Genomic DNA, 18,693 nt, shown 5'->3' on the forward strand with positions numbered 1-18,693 from the left:
GACCGGGTCCGATCAGAACAGCCGGCCCTGCCCGGTACGGTGCTCGAAGTGCGCGGCATGCCGGGGCAGCGGTGCACGCGGGGGGCGGAAGCCGCCCAGGTCCAGCGCGGGCGGTGTCAGGGCCAGGCCGTGCAGTGCGGCGGCGGCCTCGAGGCGGTGGCGCATCCGGTCGGCCGCGGCTGCCGCCGTGCCGGGGTCGGCCGTCATGTCCGGGCTGTCGTCGACCTGAACCTGCACCAGCACCTGCGCGGCCAGCTCGGGCCGGTGGTCCTGCAGCCAGCGCCGCAGGCGCGGCGCGGTGGTGTCGGACAGCCGCAGCGCCGTGCCGTGCGCGGTGCGCGCGCCGGCCCGCGCGGCCGCGGCGATGATCGGCTCGATCTCCGGCTCGTTCAGCAGCGGCACCAGCGGCGACAGGTTCACCCCGACCGGCACGCCCGCCCGTGCCAGCGCCCGGATCGCCGCCAGGCGCTGCGCCGGTGCGGAGGCCTGCGGCTCGAGCTGGCGCGCCAGCGCCATGTCCAGCGTCATCAGGCTGATCAGCACCAGCAGCTGGCCGCGTGCGGCCATCGCCGCCAGCAGGTCCAGATCGCGCACGATGCCGGCCGAGCGGGTGACGATGGCCAGCGGATGGTGCGCCTCCTCGAGCACTTCCAGCAGCGCGCGGGTGATGCCCAGCCGATGCTCTGCCGGCTGGTAGACATCGGTGGCCGCGCCGAGATTGATCGGTCGCGGCCGGTAGCCGGGACGGCGCAGCTCCTCGCGCAGCCGCTCGGCGGCATGGGTCTTGGCGAAGAGGCGGGCCTCGGTCCCGTCCGGGCGCGCCTCGCAGAAAAGGCAGGCATGCGCGCAGCCCCGGTAGGGGTTGATCGACAGCGGCATGTCGACATCGGGCGAGTCGTTGGCGCGCAGCAGGCTGCGGCAGGGCTCGTCGATCGTCACCGGAGGCAGCGGTGCGCCGGGCGCATGCTCCGGGGGATCCCAGCCCTCGCGCTCTGTCTGCCGCCGCAGCCGCTCCAGGCGGGCAGGAAGATCGGATTGCATGAGCCGCAAGTCTGCCATGCGCCCGTGACCGCCCTTGCGATGGATCAATCCGGGCCGGAGGCCTCGCGCCGCTTCGCCTCTTGAAATGCCTCCGTCGCCTCCCCAATTGCAGCTCAACTGGAAGGAGCCATCCCCATGCGACTCGACAAGCTCACCACGCTGCTGCAGCAGGCCCTGGCCGACGCGCAGAGCCTGGCCAACACGGCCGACCATGCCTACATCGAACCCCCCCATCTCGTCCAGGCGCTGCTGAACCAGGACGACGGCCCGCGCTCGCTGCTGCAGCGCGCCGGCGTCAGCCTGCGCGCGCTGGAAGAGGCGACCGACGCGGCGCTTTCGCGCCTGCCCAAGGTCGACGGCGCGCAGCTCCAGCCCGGCCGGGACCTGGTCGCGCTGCTGCAGGCCGCCGAGAAGGAGGCCTCGAAGCGCGGCGATCAGTACCTGGCCACCGAAATGGTGCTGCTGGCCCTGAGCGACGCCAAGACCGACTACGGCAATGCAGTGCGTGCCTGCGGCCTGACCCGCCGGGCGCTGGAAGGCGCGGTCGACGCGGTGCGCGGCGGCCAGAACGTCGACTCGGCCGAGGCCGAGGGCCAGCGCGAAGCGCTGAAGAAATACACGCTCGATCTCACCGAGCGCGCCCGCCTGGGCAAGCTCGACCCGGTGATCGGCCGCGACGACGAGATCCGCCGCGCCATCCAGGTGCTGCAGCGCCGCTCCAAGAACAACCCGGTGCTGATCGGCGAGCCGGGCGTGGGCAAGACCGCGATCGTCGAGGGCCTGGCGCAGCGCATCGTCAACGGCGAAGTCCCCGAGTCGCTGAAGGACAAGCGCGTGCTGGTGCTGGACATGGCGGGCCTCTTGGCCGGCGCCAAGTTCCGCGGCGAGTTCGAGGAGCGGCTGAAGTCGGTGCTGAAGGAGGTCAGCCAGGACGAGGGCCGCATCATTCTCTTCATCGACGAGCTGCACACCATGGTCGGCGCCGGCAAGGGCGAGGGCGCGCTGGATGCCGGCAACATGCTGAAACCCGCGCTGGCGCGCGGCGAGCTGCACTGCATCGGCGCGACCACGCTGGACGAATACCGCAAGTACGTCGAGAAGGACGCCGCGCTGGAGCGCCGCTTCCAGAAGGTGCTGGTCGACGAGCCGAGCGTCGAGGCGACGATCGCCATCCTGCGCGGCCTGCAGGAGAAGTACGAGGTGCACCACGGCGTGGAGATCACCGACCCGGCCATCGTCGCCGCGGCCGAGCTGAGCCATCGCTACATCACCGACCGCTTCCTGCCCGACAAGGCGATCGACCTGATCGACGAGGCCGCGGCCAAGATCAAGATCGAGATCGACTCCAAGCCGGAGGTGATGGACAAGCTCGACCGCCGCCTCATCCAGCTGAAGATCGAGCGCGAGGCGGTCCGGCGCGAGAAGGACGAGGCCTCGATCAAGCGCCTGGGCCTGCTCGAGGAGGAGATCGAGCGCCTGGGCCGCGAGTACGCCGACCTCGAGGAGATCTGGAAGGCCGAGAAGGCGCAGGCCCAGGGCTCGGCCCAGGTGAAGGAGGAAATCGACCGCATCCGCGTGCAGATCGAGGACCTCAAGCGCAAGGGCAACTTCGACAAGGTCGCCGAGCTGCAGTACGGCAAGCTGCCGGATCTGGAAAAGCGCCTGAAGGAGGCGCAGGCCAAGGAGGCCGGCAGGGCCGCCGGCGGCAAGCCGCAGCTGCTGCGCACCCTGGTCGGCGCCGAGGAGATCGCCGAGGTGGTCAGCCGCGCCACCGGCATCCCGGTGTCCAAGCTGATGCAGGGCGAGCGCGACAAGCTGCTGAAGATGGAGGGCCGCCTGCACGAGCGTGTGGTCGGCCAGGACGAGGCGATCGTCGCGGTCTCGGACGCGATCCGGCGCAGCCGCGCGGGCCTCTCCGACCCGAACCGGCCGCTGGGCAGCTTCCTGTTCCTGGGCCCGACCGGCGTGGGCAAGACCGAGCTGTGCAAGGCGCTGGCCGGCTTCCTGTTCGACTCGGAAGACCACATGATCCGCATCGACATGAGCGAGTTCATGGAGAAGCACACCGTCAGCCGCCTGATCGGCGCGCCGCCGGGCTACGTGGGCTACGACGAGGGCGGCTACCTGACCGAGGCGGTGCGGCGCAAGCCCTACAGCGTGGTGCTGCTCGACGAGGTCGAGAAGGCGCACCCGGATGTCTTCAACGTGCTGCTGCAGGTGCTCGACGACGGGCGCCTGACCGACGGCCAGGGCCGCACGGTGGACTTCAAGAACACCGTGATCGTGATGACCAGCAACCTGGGCTCGCACCTGATCATGTCGATGGCCGGCCAGCCGCCGCAGGACATCAAGGACGCGGTCTGGGGCGAGGTCAAGCAGCACTTCCGCCCGGAGTTCCTGAACCGCATCGACGAGACGGTGGTGTTCCACGCGCTCGACCAGACGCACATCGAGTCGATCGCGAAGATCCAGCTCAAGGGCCTGGAGGCCCGGCTGGCGAAGATGGAGATGCAGCTCGAGGTGTCGGCGGCGGCGCTGGCCGAGCTGGCCAAGGTCGGCTTCGATCCGGTGTTCGGCGCGCGGCCCCTGAAGCGCGCGATCCAGCAGCGCATCGAGAACCCGGTCGCCCGGCTGATCCTGGAGGGCAAGTTCGGGCCGAAGGACCTGATCCCGATCGAGGTCGGCGCCGACGGCGGCTTCAGCTTCGGGCGGACGGTGCACTGAACGGGGCCCGGCACGCGCGGGTTCTTCCGACGGCCGTCTCGTCCCTGTCCTACAGGGGCGGGGCCGGGCGCTTCCTAGAGTGGCGGGATCGATGTTCCACCGCTCCCACGAGGTGCCCATGCCCAAGAAGACCCCGCGTCCCGATGTTCCCGCCCTGAGCACCGGCCAGGCCGGCGAAACCCACCAGAGCGCCGGCGCCGGCGTGCCGGTGCTGACCACGAACCACGGGGTGCCGGTCAGCGACAACCAGAACTCGCTGCGGGCGCACGAGCGCGGTCCGACGCTTCTCGAGGACTTCGTGCTGCGCGAGAAGATCTTCCACTTCGACCACGAGCGCATTCCCGAGCGCATCGTGCATGCCCGCGGCTCCGGCGCGCACGGTGTCTTCGAGTGCACGCAGGCCATTCCCGAGCTGACGCGCGCCTCGCTTTTCCAGAAGGCCGGCACCACCTGCCCGGTCTTCGTGCGCTTCTCGACCGTGGCCGGCGGCGCCGGCTCGGTCGACACGCCGCGCGACGTGCGCGGCTTCGCGGTCAAGTTCTACACCGACAGCGGCAACTGGGACCTGGTCGGCAACAACATGCCGGTCTTCTTCATCCAGGACGCGATCAAGTTTCCCGACCTGATCCACAGCGTGAAGATGGAGGCCGACCGCGGCTATCCGCAGGCGGCCTCGGCGCACGACACCTTCTGGGACTTCATCGGCCTGATGCCCGAGGCCATGCACATGGTGATGTGGGCGATGTCGGACCGGGCCCTGCCGCGCAGCCTGCGCATGATGGAGGGCTTCGGCGTGCACACCTTCCGCCTGGTCGACGCCGAGGGCGAGAGCCGCTTCGTCAAGTTCCACTGGAAGCCGGTGCTGGGGCTGGCGGCGACCTGCTGGGACGAGGCGGTCAAGATCGCCGGGGCCGATCCGGACTTCCACCGCCGCGACCTGTTCGAGGCGATCGAGGCCGGCGACTTCCCGGCCTGGGACCTGGGCATCCAGGTCTTCGACGAGGCCTGGGCCGCGAAGCAGCCCTATGACGTGCTCGACGCCACCAAGCTGATCCCCGAGGAGGAGATTCCGGTGCGCATCGTCGGCCGCATGACGCTGAACCGCAACCCGGACAACTTCTTCGCCGAGACCGAGCAGGTGGCCTTCCTGCCCTCGAACCTGATCCCGGGCATCGACTTCAGCGACGATCCGCTGCTGCAGGGGCGGCTGTTCTCCTACCTGGACACGCAGAAGTCGCGCCTGGGCACGACCAACTTCCACCAGATCCCGGTCAACGCGCCGAAGTGCCCGTTCCACAACTTCCAGCGCGACGGCCTGATGCAGACACGCGTGCCGCGCGGCCGCGCCAACTACGAGCCCAACACGCTGGCCGAGGCCGGCGAGGACCCGGGCCCGCGCGAGGCGCCGGGCGAGGGCTTCCGCTCCTTCTCCGGCATCGGGGCGCCGGCCACCGGCAGGCTGCGCGTGCGCGCCGAGCTCTTCGCCGACCACTACAGCCAGGCCACGATGTTCTGGCGTTCGCAGACCGCCAGCGAGCAGGCGCACATCGCCTCGGCGCTGGTGTTCGAGCTCTCCAAGGTCAAGGTCGAGGCGATCCGCAGCCGGGTGCTCTCGCGCCTGCGCCGCGTTGACGAGGACCTCGCCTCGCGCGTGGCCTGCGGTCTGGCGATGCCCTTGCCGGACGCCGCGCCGGTGGCGCGCGAGCCGGTCGAGATGGCGCCGTCGACCGTGCTGTCGATGCAGGCGCGTGCCCCGCACGGCTTTGCCGGGCGCAAGGTCGCGATCCTGTTCGACGAGGGCTCCAGTCTGTCGAGCATCCGCAGGCTCTGCACGGACATCAGGGCGGCGGGAGGCAGTGTCTTTCTCGTCGCGCCGAAGGTGGGCGAGCTCCGGCTCAAGGGCGGCACGCTCAAGGCCGACGGCCAGCTCGCCGGCTCGCCCTCGGTGCTGTTCGACGCGGTGGTCGGCGCGCTTTCTCCCGATGCGGTCACGCGGCTGCTGCGGGATGCTGCTGTCGCGCAGTGGTTCCGCGATGCCTGGAGTCATTGCAAGGTGATCGCGCACTGCCCGGCCACTCGAACGCTGCTGGATCAGGTCGGGATCGGTCAGGACGAGGCCACGGTGACGCTGGATGCCCTACTCGCTGCGGGCTTGCAGCGTCACTGGGCGCGCGAACCCCAGGTGCGTGATCTGGCTTGAATCGGCGCCGAAGCTGGCTCAGCTTCCAGCCGACGGTGCACTGAGGGGCGCGAGCCCCTGGATTGTCTCCACCTCGAAGCCGACGACGTTGCGCTCTGCGCGCCCGAACTCGATGCCGACCAGATGGATCGGCTCGCCGCGGGCACGGTACTTGTCGGCGTAGCCCCGCGCTTTGATCTGCTGGAGCGCTGCACCGGTCGCTTGGCGGTCGACGACCTTGAACTCGAACAGGAACACCCGCCCGGCGTAGAGTACTGCCATGTCGATGCGACCGTGGCTGGTGGCGTCCTCCACCCGCACATCCAGTCCGAGTGCAGCGAAGTGGCTGTAGAAGACGCTGGCGTAGTGGCCCTCGAAGCCAGCGAGGGGGTTGCTGCGGTACCAGTCGCTGGGGATGCTGGCGAACAGCGACCGGATCAGGGTCTCCAGCTCGTGGAGTGCGCCACGCTGCAAGATCACCGTCAGCCGCTCCTGCGCCTCGGCATCGCCCAACACGCCGTACTCGGGCAGCAGCACCTCGTTCAGGCTGGCTTCGACCTCGCGGTTCGGATAGCCCAGCGTGTACATCCACCTGCCCAGCACCGGCTGGCGCACATCGTGGATGGTGAGGTAGCCCGCCTGGAACAGCAGCGCCTCCGGGGCGATGCGGTCGAAATCGAAGCTGGAGAGCAGCGCCGCATTGGTGTGCAGTGCCTGCAGCCGCGGCAGGAAGACCTTGCGTTCAGCCAGCAGCCTGACCAGGAAGGATGGGGTTCCGGTCTCGAACCAGTAGGCACCGAACACCCGCTTCTGGAACAGGTTGAGCACGTCGTAGGGGTTGTAGACCCCGGTGCCGAGCCAGTTGTAGCCGTTGTACCAGCGGCGGATCTCGTCGCGGTCGAGACCGGGCAGCTCCGGCGCGAAGACGGTGTCGATGTCCTCGTCGGTGTAGCCGCACAGCGCGCTCCAGCGCGCATCGAGCGTGATGTCGGTGAGGTTGTTGAGCCCGGAGAACAGGCTGACCTTGCTGAACTTCGACACGCCCGTCAGGAAGACGAAGCGCAGGTGCTCGTCGACCGCCTTGAAGCTCTCGTAGAGCTCCTTGAGACCTTCGCGCATGCGCTCGGCCTGCGCCGGCTCGGCGATGCGGTCCAGGATGGGCTTGTCGTACTCGTCGATCAGCACCACGGCCGGTGCGCCATGGCGCTCGTGCGCGAGCCGGATCAGCTCGGTGAAGCGCCCGGTCACGCTGCGGTAGGTGCACTGCACGCCCAGGCGCCGCTCGTTCTCGTCGATCAGCTCGTGAATGCGTTCCTCCAGGCGGGCGGGATCGCTGACGCTGCCGGCGAAGCTGATGCGGATGACCGGATGGCGTGTCGACCAGTCCCAGCGCGATTCGGCGGCCAGTCCGGTGAACAGCGCCCGGTTGCCCTCGAACAGCTCCTTCAAGGTGTCGACCAGCAGGCTCTTGCCGAAGCGACGGGGGCGGCTCAGGAAGTAGTACGAGCCGGCCTCGATCAGGTCGACCGCCAGCCCGGTCTTGTCGACGTAGTAGCAGCCCTGCTGGCGCAGCTTGGCCAGGTTCTGGATGCCCAGGGGCAGCTTCAGGCGGGGCGGCATGGACGAGGTGGTCATGCGAGCAAGTTTACGTGCCAGGCGTGCCGCCTGCGGCGACCAGCCGGCCCAGCGCGGCCAGCGCCGGCTCGATGCGTGCATCGCCCGGCGCGTGGCCGAAGTTCAGCCGCAGGCCGCGCCGCAGCCGCCGGTCGCCGCCCGAGGCGCTGAACAGCGCGCCCGGCGCCAGACTGATGCCCAGCGCGGCGGCCCGCGCCTGCAGTGCCAGGCTGTCGCCGCCCTCCGGCAGCTCGACCCACAGGAAATAGCCGCCCTGCGGTCGCGCCAGCCGGGTGCCGACCGGGAAATGCGCCTCGACCAGCGCATGCATGCGCGCCTGCTGCGCCGCGAGCTGGCGGCGCAGACCGCGCAGGTGGCGGTCGAAGCCGCCCTGCGCCAGGTATTCGGCGATCGCCAGCTGCGAGGGCACCGCGGTGGCCAGCGAGGTGAGCGTCTTGAGCCGGCGCAGCCCCGGCGCATGCCGCCCGGCCGCGACCCAGCCGACCCGGTAGCCCGGCGCCAGGCATTTCGAGAACGAGGTGCAGTGCAGCACCTCGCCGGCGGCGTCGAAGGCCTTGGCCGGCAGCGGGCGGCGGCTGCCGTGGTGCAGCTCGCCGTAGACATCGTCCTCGATCAGCGGCACGCCGTGGCGTGCCAGCAGCGCCACCAGCGCGCGCTTGCGCTCCTCGGGCATCAGGCTGCCGAGCGGGTTCTGGAAATTGGGCATCAGCCAGCAGGCGGCCACCCGGTGGCGCTCGAGCACCTGCGCCAGCGCGTCCGGATCGACGCCGTCGCGCGGATCGGTGGGCAGCTCGACCGCGCGCAGGCCGTGGCGCTCCAGCGCCTGCAGCGCCGCGTAGAAGGTCGGCGACTCGACCGCCACGATGTCGCCCGGCCGGGTCAGCAGCCGCAGCGACAGGTCCAGCGCCTCCATCGCGCCGTGCGTGATGACGATCTCGTCCGGATCGACCGCGATGCCGGCCAGCGCCTGGCGCCGGGCGATCTGATGGCGCAGCCGCTCGTTGCCGGCGCTCAGGTCCTCCAGCAGCCGGTCCGGGTCGAGCGCCCGCAGCGCGCGTGCGCCGCAGCGCGCCAGTTCCCGCAGCGGGAACAGCCGCGGACTCGGGAAGGCCGAGCCCAGCGGCACGACATCGCGGTCGCGGGTCGAGCCCAGCACCTGCATCACCAGGTCGCCGATGCTGACCTCGGTGGCCTCGGGCGAGGCGGGCGCGGCCTGCGGCTCGGCGGCGCTGGCGGCGCGGGCCGCACGCACGAAGAAGCCCGAGCGCGGCCGCGACTCGATCATCCCGCGCGACTCCAGCAGGTCGTAGGCCTGGAAGACGGTGGCGGCGCTGACCTGGCGGCTGGCGCGCGCCTGGCGCACCGAGGGCAGGCGCTCGCCCGGTCGCAGCGCGCCGCGGCGGATCGCGTCGGCCAGTTCGTCGGCCAGATCGGTGTAGAGGGGCATGGGCGCGATTGTCGCGGCGGATGTCGCGGCTGATCCGGTCGCAATGCGCCGGATCTGTACCGGTGCCGGCGCCGGGCGGGCCCCGACAATCGCGCGATGACACATTCGCTGAAGCCTTCGCTTCCTCCCAATGTCCAGGGCATCCTGTGGATGACGCTGTCGATGGCCGCCTTTGCGCTGGAGGACCTGTTCGTCAAGCGCGCGGTGCAGGCGCTGCCGCTGTCGGAGGTGCTGGTGCTGTGCGGCCTGGGCGGCGCGCTGGTCTTCGCGGTCCTGGCCTGGGGTCAGGGCGTGAGGCTGCTGCAGCCGGTGGCGCGCTCGCGGCTGATGGCGGGCCGGGCGCTGTTCGAGCTGGTCGGGCGGCTGTTCTACGCGCTGGCGATCGCGCTGACGCCGCTGTCCACGACCACCGCGATCCTGCAGGCCACGCCGGTGCTGGTGGTGCTGGGCGGCAGCCTGTTCTTCCATGAGCGGGTGGGCTGGCGGCGCTGGGTGGCGGTCGGGGTGGGGCTGCTCGGCGTGCTGATCGTGCTGCGTCCGGGCGCGGGCGACTTCTCGGCGCTGTCGCTGCTGGCGGTGGTGGGCATGATCGGCTTTGCCGGGCGCGATCTGGCCAGCCGGGCGGTGCCGCCGGCGCTGGGCACGCTGCATCTGGGCGTGTTCGGCTTCCTGACGCTGGCGCTGGCCGGCGCGCTCTACGCCCTGGGGCGGCCTGCGGCCTGGACGCTGCCGACCGCCGAGGCGCTGGCGCTGCTGGCCGGCGCGGTCGGCGTGGGCACGCTGGCCTATGCGGCGCTGATGAAGGCGATGCGCACCGGCGATCTGGCCACTGTCACGCCGTTCCGCTACACCCGGCTGCTGTTCGGGCTGACGGTGGGCGCGCTGGTCTTCGGCGAGCGGGTGGATGCGGCGATGGTCGCCGGCTGCCTGGTCATCGTCGCCGCCGGGCTGCTGATCGCCTGGGACAACGCGCTGGCGCGGCGCCGGCTGATTCCCCTCTGACTCCCATCTGATCCGGTCTGTTTTGACGATTTCTGAGTCTGTCGGATCAGAAGGGGCGCGCGCACAGTCGGCGCCATGCCTGCTGATCCTGCCTTTGCTGCCGTTCCCGCCCATCTGAACCCGGTCATCCAGGGTGATCTGTGGCTTTCCTGGATCGCCCGCGAGGGCCTGACCGCGCTGGCGCTGCCGCCCGAGGCCGGCGGGCAGGGCGGCACGCTGGCCGAGCTGGGCCGCGCGGCCCGGACGCTGGCGCGCCATGCCCCCGGCGCCGCGTGGGTGCTGTGGGCGCAGCGCCTGTGCATCGACCAGCTGCACGCCGCGCACAACCGCGCGGTGGCCGACTACCTGCTGCCCGACCTGATCGCCGGGGGCCGTGCCGGCGCCTGTCTGCTGCCGTCCACCTCGGCGCCGGTGCCGCTGGCCGCGCGCCGGCTCGAGCGCGGCTGGCGGCTGCAGGGGCGGCTCGGCCTGGCGGCCAATCTGCAGTGGGCCGGCTTCGTGCTGGTGGCGCCTGCCTGCTTCGAGGGCGGCCGCCGCGCGCGGGTGCTGCTCAGCGGCGACGACGACGGCCTGCGCCGCAGTCCCGACCGGCCCGAGGCCGACTGGCACGGCACCCGCACCGCCGAGCTGCAGGCGCAGGCGCTGTTCTTCCGCGACGACGAGATTCTCGACATCGCCGACGAGCCGGACGCCGGCCTGAGCGCGGAGCGCCTGGCCCGGATCACCGCGGTCGACCGGGTGCTGCGCGCCGCACTGACCTGAGCCGAGCCGGCCGGCTCTCCAGCTCTTCAGGTTCTTCAGATCTCCAGAACAAGGACAGACGCCTTCATGAAACCCGACGACCTGCCCGCGCGCGTGACGCCGCGGGTGATCCCGATCCAGCCGGTCATCGAGCCGGCCCGCCGCATCCAGCCCCGCGCGACGCAGGGGCGCATCACCCGCTGGCGCTGGGCGATGGTGCTGCTGACGCAGGCCTTCTTCCTCGGCGTGCCGTGGCTGCAGGTCGACGGTCGCCAGGCGCTGCTCTTCCATCTGGAGCGCCAGCGCTTCGACGTGTTCGGCCTGGTGCTGTGGCCGCAGGACCTGATCTATCTGACCGGCGTGCTGGTGGCCTCGGCGCTGCTGCTCTTCCTGGCCACCGCGCTGGCCGGGCGGGTGTGGTGCGGATTCAGCTGCCCGCAGACGGTCTACACCGAGATCTTCCTGTGGATCGAGCACCGCTTCGAGGGTGACCGCAGCGCGCGGCTGCGGCTGGACGCGGCGCCGTGGACGGCGGACAAGATCCTGCGCCGCGGCGGGCGGCATCTGGCCTGGATCGGCTTCAGCCTGTGGACCGGCTTCACCTTCGTCGGCTACTTCACGCCGATGCGCGAGCTGGCGGCCTCGGTGCCGGCGGGCACCACGGGGCCGTGGGAAATCTTCTGGGTGCTGTTCTACGGCCTGGCCACGCTGGGCAATGCCGGCTGGCTGCGCGAGAAGATCTGCCTGCACATGTGCCCGTATGCGCGCTTCCAGGGCTCGCTGATGGATCCGCGCACGCAGGTGGTGAGCTACGACCTGCCGCGCGGCGAGCCGCGCCAGCCGGCCAAGGCGGGCAAGGCGCGCGCGCCCGGCGCCGGCGACTGCATCGACTGCACGATGTGCGTGCAGGTCTGCCCGGTCGGCATCGACATCCGTGACGGCATGCAGTACGAGTGCATCGGCTGCGGCGTGTGCATCGATGCCTGCGACCGGGTGATGGAGCGCCTGCAGCGCCCCACCGGCCTGATCCGCTTCGCCGCCCGCGACGGTGCCGTGGCCGGCGGTCTGGCGGGGCTGCGCGGCTGGCTGGCCCGCCCGCGGGTGGCGGTCTACGCCGGGCTGCTGGCGCTGACGCTGGCGGCCATGGCCTGGGGGCTGGCGGCGCGCGCGCCGCTGGGCTTCGACATCCTGCGCGACCGCGGCGTGATGGCCCGCCCGGTCGAGGACGGCGCGGTCGAGAACGTCTACCGCCTGCGGCTGCGCAACAACACCGGCCGCCCGCTGGGCGGCGAGCTCGCGGTGCGCACCGACGACGGGCTGGTGCTGGGGGCCGAGCCCGCGCGCATCGTGCCGCTGCCGGCCGCCGGCACGGCCGACATGGCGCTGAGCGTGCGCCTGCCGGCCGAGGCCGCGCTGGAGCGCGCCGGCCGCACGCTGCCGGTCGAGCTGATCGTCACCCTGCCCACCGGCGAGCGGGTGAGCGAGCGCAGCACCTTCATCGTGCCGAGGTGAGGGCGGGGCAGGGTGGCGGGCACCCACGAGCGGCAGAGGCGCCAGGCCCGCGGCTATCATCGCCCGGCCCTGAAGTCGACCGGTCTGATCGCCGCTGCCCTGAATGAATTCCCAAGCCCTCTCGTCCTTCATCTGGTCGGTCGCCGACCTGCTGCGTGGTGACTACAAGCAAAGCGAATACGGCCGCGTCATCCTGCCCTTCACCGTGCTGCGCCGGCTGGACTGCGTGCTGGAGGCCACCAAGCCGGCGGTGCTGGCCGAGCATGCGGCGCGCACCCAGGCCGGGCTGAACCCCGAGCCCTTCCTGCTGCGCAAGACCGGCGTGGGCTTCTACAACGCCAGCCCGCTGGACCTGCCCACGCTCTTGGGCGACCAGGACCACATCCGCCAGAACCTCTACGCCTATCTGCAGGCCTTCTCGCCGGCGGCGCGCGACATCTTCGAGCGCTTCGACTTCCACGCCCAGGTCGAGCGGCTGGCCAAGGCGGACCTGCTCTATCTGGTCACCGAGAAGTTCGCCCGCATCGATCTGCACCCCGACACGGTCGACAACGCCACGATGGGCAGCGTCTTCGAGGAGCTGATCCGCAAGTTCGCCGAAATCTCCAACGAGACGGCCGGCGAGCACTTCACCCCGCGCGAGGTGATCCGGCTGATGGTGAACCTGCTGTTCATCGAGGACAGCGAGGTGCTGGCGCCCGGCCGCGCGGTGGTGCGCACCGTCTACGACCCGACCGCCGGCACCGGCGGCATGCTGTCGGTGGCGGCCGAGCATCTGCTGGCGCACAACCCGCAGGCGCGCCTGACCATGTTCGGCCAGGAACTCAACGACGAGTCCTTCGCGATCTGCAAGGCCGACATGCTGATCAAGGGCCAGGACGTGGCCAACATCGTCTGCGGCAACACGCTCAGCGATGACGGCCATGCCCAGCGCCAGTTCGACTACATGCTGGCCAATCCGCCCTTCGGCGTGGAGTGGAAGAAGGTCGAGCGCCAGGTGCGCCAGGAGCATGAGCTGAAGGGCTTCGACGGCCGCTTCGGCCCCGGCCTGCCGCGGGTGAGCGACGGCTCGATGCTGTTCCTGCTGCATCTGGTGAGCAAGATGCGCCCGCCCGCCGAGGGCGGCAGCCGCTTCGGCATCGTGCTCAACGGCTCGCCGCTGTTCACCGGCGGCGCGGGCAGCGGCGAGAGCGAGATCCGCCGCTACTTGCTGGAGAACGATCTGGTCGAATCAATAGTGGGCCTGCCGACCGACATGTTCTACAACACCGGCATTGCCACCTATGTGTGGATCGTCTCCAACCGCAAGCCCGAGGACCGGCGCGGCTTCGTGCAGCTGATCGACGCCAGCGGCTTCTGGCAGAAGATGAGGAAGAGCCTGGGCTCGAAGCGCCGGGAGATGAGCGACGAGCACATCGCCACCGTGACGCGCCTCTTCGGCGACTTCGCCGAGGCCGAGCAGGTGACGGTGCTCGACGCGCAGGGCCAGCCGGTGGGCGAGCCGCGCCTGGTCACCGGCACCGACACCGCGCCGCGGCCGCCCGAGGGCGGGCGCCTGAAGCGCGTGCCGATCGCGCGCATCTTCCGCAACGAAGAGTTCGGCTACACCACCATCACCGTCGAGCGCCCCTTGCGCGACGCCGCCGGCGCGGTGGTCCTCGGCCAGAAGGGCAAGCAGAAAGGCAAGCCCCAGCCCGACAGCGCGCTGCGCGACACCGAGAACGTGCCTTTGAGCGAAGACATCCATGCCTACTTCGCCCGCGAGGTGCTGCCGCACGCGCCCGATGCCTGGATCGACGCCGAGAAAAGCAAGATCGGCTACGAGATCCCCTTCAACCGCCACTTCTACGTCTTCGAGCCGCCGCGCAGCCTGCACGCGATCGACGAGGAGCTGAAGGCGGTGTCGGCCAACATCATGGCGATGCTGGGCACCCTGGCCCAGGGCTGACGCACACTGAACACTCCGACGAAGGACTTTGCACCATGCCCACCATCAGCATGTTCTACGGCATCCTGGTTTTGATGTTCTACCGGGACAACCGACGCCACCATCTGCCGCACATCCACGTGCGCTACCAAGGGCAGGAAGCGGCCATCGCCATCGCCGATGGCACCGTGCTGGATGGCGCCATTCCGGCCCGACAGCTGAAGCTGGTGCTGGCATGGATCGAGATTCATCAGGAAGAACTGATGGTCGACTGGGATCTGGCCGTCAACGGCGACGAGCCCTTCCGCATCGCCCCGCTGCAGTGAGGTGCGCCATGCTGCTGGACGTGAAGACCATCGCCCCCCGGCCGGATTTCCACCTGGACCTCGAATTTGAAAATGGCGAACGCCGCCGCTTCGACATGCGACCGCTGCTGGCCATGAAACCCTGGAACCGCATCGCCACGCCGGCCTTGTTCGAGCGTGTGCGTGTCGAATACGGCACTGCCGTCTGGCCGGGCGAAATCGACATTGCGCCCGAAACGCTTTACGACGATTCCGTGCCCCTGCCGGACGATCAGCGGCAAGGTGCGTCCGAATGAGCTTGCCGAAATATCCGCACTACAAGCCCAGCGGCGTGCAATGGCTGGGGGACGTGCCGGCGCATTGGGAGATTACTTCCCTGTCGCAAATATGTGATTTGTTGCAGACGGGACCATTTGGAAGTCAACTTCACTCGGATGACTACGTTGATGCAGGAATACCTGTAGTTAATCCTTCAAATATTGTTGGCGAAAAAATCGTACCTGACTATTCCTGTTCTGTCAGTGATGCTGATGCACAAAGGCTTATTCAGCACAGGCTTCAAGCAGGTGATGTTGTGGTCGGTCGCAGAGGTGAGATGGGCCGCTGTGCCGTGGTTTCCGCTCTTGAGGCGGGGTGGCTTTGCGGCACAGGCAGTCTTTTGATTCGACTCAAGTCTCATATGAGGCCTGATTTTCTTTCTGTTTACATGCGTACGCCATACGTACGTGAGCTGCTTTCCTTGGTATCTGTTGGCTCTACGATGGCAAACCTGAGTGCTGGCGTATTGGGTGGAATTCGCATTCCAACGCCCGATTACAACGAGCAAACCGCCATCGCGCACTTCCTCGACCACGAAACCGCCAAGATCGACGCCCTGATCGCCGAGCAGGAGAAACTCATCCAACTGCTGGCCGAGAAGCGCCAAGCCACCCTCTCGCACGCCGTCACGCGCGGCCTCGACCCCGCCGCGCCGATGAAGGATTCCGGCGTGGCGTGGCTGGGGGAGGTGCCGGCGCATTGGGAGGTGCGGCGCATCAAGAGCCTGATCCATTCGATTGAACAGGGCTGGAGTCCGCAATGCGAGAACTTCCCGGTTTCTTCCGTTGATGAATGGGGTGTCCTGAAAGTCGGGTGTGTGAACGGGGGCATTTTTAGGGCGGATGAAAACAAGAAATTGCCGCCCGAGCTTCAGCCCGTCCAGCATTACGCGCTCAAGAAAAATGATGTTCTGGTGTCGCGGGCGAACACTCGCGAGCTGGTGGGCAGCGCGGCGGTCGTTCCTGAGGATTTCTCGAATCTGATGCTGTGCGACAAGCTTTATCGGCTGCGCTTGATCGAGAATTTATGCTCCGCTGATTTCATTGCGGCCTATCTCGGCACCGGGGTCGCACGATCTCAGATTGAGTTGGGGGCAAGTGGTGCCAGCAGTTCCATGCTGAATATCGGGCAATCGGTCATTCTTGATCTGCTGATGCCGTTGCCGTCACAGCAAGAGCAGGAAAAGATCATCGCGTTCATCACGGAGAAAACAGCCGCACTTGATGGTCTCTATGCCGAAGCCGAACGCGCCATCGCCCTGCTCAAGGAGCGCCGCGCGGCGCTCATCGCGGCGGCGGTGACCGGGCAGATCGACGTGCGGCAGGCGGTGGCGGCATGAACCGGGCGGAGGTGGTGGAGACGCTGCGGCAGCGGCTGGACGGGGTGCTGGCGGTGTACCTGTTCGGCAGCGTGGCCCGCGGCACGGCGGGGCCGGACAGCGATGTGGATCTGGCGGTGCTGGTGGCCGGCAAGGCCGAGCCGCTGGCGCTGTGGGACGTGGCGGCCGGGCTGGCGCAGCAGCTCGGGCGGGAGGTCGATCTGGTCGACCTGCGCGCGGCCTCGACCGTGATGCAGTACCAGATCATCACCACCGGCGAGCGGCTCTGGGCGCTGGACGCGCAGGCGGCGCTGTACGAGAGTTTCATCCTCAGCGAAAAGACCGCGCTCGACACCGACCGCGCCGGCTTGCTGGCCGACATCGCGCGCACCGGCCGGGTCTACGGCGAGGCCGCCCGCCCGCCGGCCGCGCAGCCCCCCCACGATCACCCCGACGACCATGACGATGAGCACGCCCCCCGATGATGTCCTGATCAACAAGGCCGCGACGATCGAGCGCTGCGTGCGCCGGGCGCGCGAGGAATACGCCAAGGGCCCGCAGACCTTCGCCGAGGACTTCACGCGCCAGGACGCGGCCATCCTCAACATCCAGCGCGCCTGCGAGGCGGCGCTCGACATGGGCCAGCATCTGGTCCGGCGCGACCGGCTCGGCGTGCCGCAGAGCGCCCGCGACGTGTTCGCGCTGCTGGCCACGGCCGGGCGCATCGACGCCGCGCTGGCCCGGCGCCTGCAGGCCATGGTCGGCTACCGCAACATCGCGGTGCACGACTACCAGACCCTGCAGCTGCCCATCACCATCGAGATCATCACCCGCCATCTGGACGACTTCCTGGCGTACAGCGCGCGGCTGCTGGGCGGGCAGCCTTGAGCAGGCCTCTGTGAGGTGGCCTGAAAAAAAAGTGCCGGCGAAAGAGTGTTCTGGCAAAAAAGTGGAGACACTGACGATTTTTCGGGCGAAAAGGCTTGATCTGACATGCGCAACGTCGGCTATGCGTGGATCCAGGACACGCTGGGCGTGCCGGACTTTCTGGGGGCACGGCGTGCGCGGCTGACCCCGGGCGTCAACCGCATCGTGCGCGTGGCGGACGGTGGGCTGTCGGTGCCGGACAAGCTCGCGCCGGGGCCGACGCTGCTGCAGCACGCGCTGTTCGCACTCAAGCACGAGGGCGTGCATCTGGGGCTGCTGCTGAGTGCGTTGCGCCGCATGCCGCCCGAGGATCTGGCGGCACAGGTGCGGGCCGCGCCCAACAGCGTGTACGGGCGCAAGCTGGGGCATCTGTGGGAGCGCTGGCACGGTCGGCATTTGCCCGGGCTGGACGATTTCCGGGTGGCTTCGGCCTACGCGCCCCTGTTCGACCCCGACGACTACTTTGTCGGAACGGCCCGGCGTGATGCGCGCTGGCGCATCGAATTCAACGGCCTGGGCGAGCTGGATTTCTGCCCGGTGGTGCGCCGCACGCCCGCCATCCAGGCCCTGGTGGACCGGGACATCCTGGCGCAGGCCAAGGCGTTTGCCGAATCGGTGGGTGCCGCCATGCTGGAGCGCGCCCTGGCCTGGGCCTACCTGAGCGAGACCGAGGGCTCGTTCGCCATCGAGGGCGAGGCGCCCAGCCAGGACAAGACCGCCCGGTTCGCCGCTCTGCTGCGGCGCGCGCATGAGCAGAGGCCGATCACCGAAGAGATGCTGGTGGAACTGCAGAACGCCGCCCTGTCCAACCCGTACGACCTGGCGGTGCAGTTCCGCACCGAACAGAACCGGCTGCAAAGGGACGTGCCGGGCGCTGTCGGCGTGACCTACGTGCCGCCGGCGCCGGAGCTGGCGGTGGCACTGATGGACGGTCTGATGCGTCTGGCCAACCAGCGCGCCGCCGGGCTGGATGCGCTGGTCCACGCGGCCGTGGTGTCCTTTGCGTTCGTGTTCATCCATCCGTTCATGGACGGCAACGGCCGCCTGTCGCGCTTCCTGATCCATCACTGCCTGGGGCAGACGGGCCTGTTGCCGCCGCAGTTCCTGCTGCCCGTCTCGGTGGCGATGAAGAAGCACGAGGCCGCCTACCTGAGCGCGCTGACCGCCTTCAGCCAGCCCGCACGCCAGTTGTGCCAGGTGACCTGGGCGGGCGACGAGCATTACGCCTACGACTGGGCCGAGGGCGCCGACCTCTGGTTCAGGACCATGGATCTGACGGACGCGGCTGCTTTCACGCTGACCATGGCCGAAGCGGCCCTGGACATCCACATGCGCCAGGAGGTGGAGTTCCTGACGCTGTTCGATCAGGTCAGGCGCCACATCGACGCCCGCCATGACCTGCGCGGCAGCGATCTGTCCACCCTCATCGTGACCATCCACCAGAACGGCGGCGTGCTGTCCAACAACCGCCGCAAGCGGTTTGCAGAGCGCGTGCAGCCCCAGGTGCTCGACGCGATCGAGGACGCGGTCAGGCGGGCCATGCAAGGCCTGCCCCTGGTGCCGGACCTGGCGGCGCCGGACGCGGCCGACTGACCACCACACGACACCCAACACCAA

Annotated in this window: 15 protein-coding genes; 12 read left to right on the forward strand and 3 right to left on the reverse strand. The window is 69.3% G+C overall.

All coding sequences use genetic code 11. From position 1 onward, the window contains the following. Window positions 1–12 precede the first annotated feature (12 nt). Window positions 13–1,041 carry a radical SAM protein gene (locus tag HZU84_RS13000; protein WP_180692949.1) on the reverse strand — a complete coding sequence of 343 codons (1,029 nt, stop codon included), beginning with the start codon at window positions 1,039–1,041 and terminating at the stop codon, window positions 13–15. A gap of 135 nt (window positions 1,042–1,176) precedes the next feature. Here HZU84_RS13000 and clpB point away from each other — a divergent pair, with 135 nt between their 5' ends. Continuing rightward, window positions 1,177–3,765 (forward strand): ATP-dependent chaperone ClpB, encoded by a 2,589-nt coding sequence (clpB, locus tag HZU84_RS13005; RefSeq protein WP_149503645.1) that lies wholly within the window; start codon window positions 1,177–1,179, stop codon window positions 3,763–3,765. 118 nt (window positions 3,766–3,883) lie between these two features. Further along, the gene (locus tag HZU84_RS13010) at window positions 3,884–5,965 is read left to right on the forward strand and encodes a catalase (RefSeq protein WP_149503644.1); all 2,082 of its coding nucleotides are present in this window, start codon (window positions 3,884–3,886) and stop codon (window positions 5,963–5,965) included. 18 nt (window positions 5,966–5,983) lie between these two features. Here the strand turns inward: HZU84_RS13010 and HZU84_RS13015 are convergent, their stop codons facing one another. After that, window positions 5,984–7,660 (reverse strand): ATP-binding protein, encoded by a 1,677-nt coding sequence (locus HZU84_RS13015; protein ID WP_244954266.1) that lies wholly within the window; start codon window positions 7,658–7,660, stop codon window positions 5,984–5,986. After that, window positions 7,590–9,026 carry an aminotransferase-like domain-containing protein gene (locus tag HZU84_RS13020; protein ID WP_149503643.1) on the reverse strand — a complete coding sequence of 479 codons (1,437 nt, stop codon included), beginning with the start codon at window positions 9,024–9,026 and terminating at the stop codon, window positions 7,590–7,592. The genes HZU84_RS13015 and HZU84_RS13020 overlap by 71 nt, the downstream gene beginning before the upstream one ends. 96 nt (window positions 9,027–9,122) lie before the next feature. On the opposite strand from HZU84_RS13020, the gene HZU84_RS13025 reads away from it, so the two are divergent. The 10 genes from HZU84_RS13025 to HZU84_RS13070 all read left to right on the forward strand — a co-directional run bounded on the left by HZU84_RS13025 (window position 9,123) and on the right by HZU84_RS13070 (window position 18,669). Beyond that, the gene (locus HZU84_RS13025; protein ID WP_219340939.1) at window positions 9,123–10,028 is read left to right on the forward strand and encodes a DMT family transporter; all 906 of its coding nucleotides are present in this window, start codon (window positions 9,123–9,125) and stop codon (window positions 10,026–10,028) included. A 75-nt stretch (window positions 10,029–10,103) separates the two neighbouring features. Continuing rightward, entirely contained in the window at window positions 10,104–10,790 is a 687-nt protein-coding gene (locus tag HZU84_RS13030) for an acyl-CoA dehydrogenase family protein (RefSeq protein WP_180692951.1), read from the forward strand. A 66-nt stretch (window positions 10,791–10,856) separates the two neighbouring features. After that, window positions 10,857–12,281, forward strand: a complete 1,425-nt coding sequence (gene ccoG, locus HZU84_RS13035) for a cytochrome c oxidase accessory protein CcoG (protein ID WP_149503641.1) — start codon at window positions 10,857–10,859, stop codon at window positions 12,279–12,281. A 103-nt stretch (window positions 12,282–12,384) separates the two neighbouring features. Then, window positions 12,385–14,229, forward strand: coding sequence for a type I restriction-modification system subunit M (locus tag HZU84_RS13040; protein ID WP_149503640.1), 1,845 nt, complete (start codon window positions 12,385–12,387; stop codon window positions 14,227–14,229). A 35-nt stretch (window positions 14,230–14,264) separates the two neighbouring features. Then, window positions 14,265–14,534, forward strand: coding sequence for a DUF4160 domain-containing protein (locus HZU84_RS13045; RefSeq protein ID WP_149503639.1), 270 nt, complete (start codon window positions 14,265–14,267; stop codon window positions 14,532–14,534). Between the two features lie 8 nt (window positions 14,535–14,542). Beyond that, complete coding sequence (locus HZU84_RS13050) at window positions 14,543–14,809, forward strand: DUF2442 domain-containing protein (protein ID WP_149503638.1); 267 nt, start codon at window positions 14,543–14,545, stop codon at window positions 14,807–14,809. Further along, on the forward strand, window positions 14,806–16,170 hold the full coding sequence (locus HZU84_RS13055) for a restriction endonuclease subunit S (RefSeq protein ID WP_149503637.1): 1,365 nt from the start codon (window positions 14,806–14,808) through the stop codon (window positions 16,168–16,170). Before HZU84_RS13050 ends, HZU84_RS13055 begins: the two co-directional genes overlap by 4 nt. Continuing rightward, window positions 16,167–16,634: a type VII toxin-antitoxin system MntA family adenylyltransferase antitoxin gene (gene mntA / locus HZU84_RS13060; protein WP_149503636.1), complete on the forward strand. Its 468-nt coding sequence runs from the start codon at window positions 16,167–16,169 to the stop codon at window positions 16,632–16,634. Before HZU84_RS13055 ends, mntA begins: the two co-directional genes overlap by 4 nt. Further along, window positions 16,615–17,037, forward strand: coding sequence for a type VII toxin-antitoxin system HepT family RNase toxin (gene hepT, locus HZU84_RS13065; RefSeq protein ID WP_149503635.1), 423 nt, complete (start codon window positions 16,615–16,617; stop codon window positions 17,035–17,037). The genes mntA and hepT overlap by 20 nt, the downstream gene beginning before the upstream one ends. A 105-nt stretch (window positions 17,038–17,142) precedes the next feature. Further along, complete coding sequence (locus HZU84_RS13070; protein ID WP_219340940.1) at window positions 17,143–18,669, forward strand: Fic family protein; 1,527 nt, start codon at window positions 17,143–17,145, stop codon at window positions 18,667–18,669. Window positions 18,670–18,693: the final 24 nt, after the last annotated feature.

Origin of the sequence: Sphaerotilus sulfidivorans, from assembly GCF_013426975.1 — a bacterium.
Taxonomy (GTDB): domain Bacteria; phylum Pseudomonadota; class Gammaproteobacteria; order Burkholderiales; family Burkholderiaceae_C; genus Sphaerotilus; species Sphaerotilus sulfidivorans.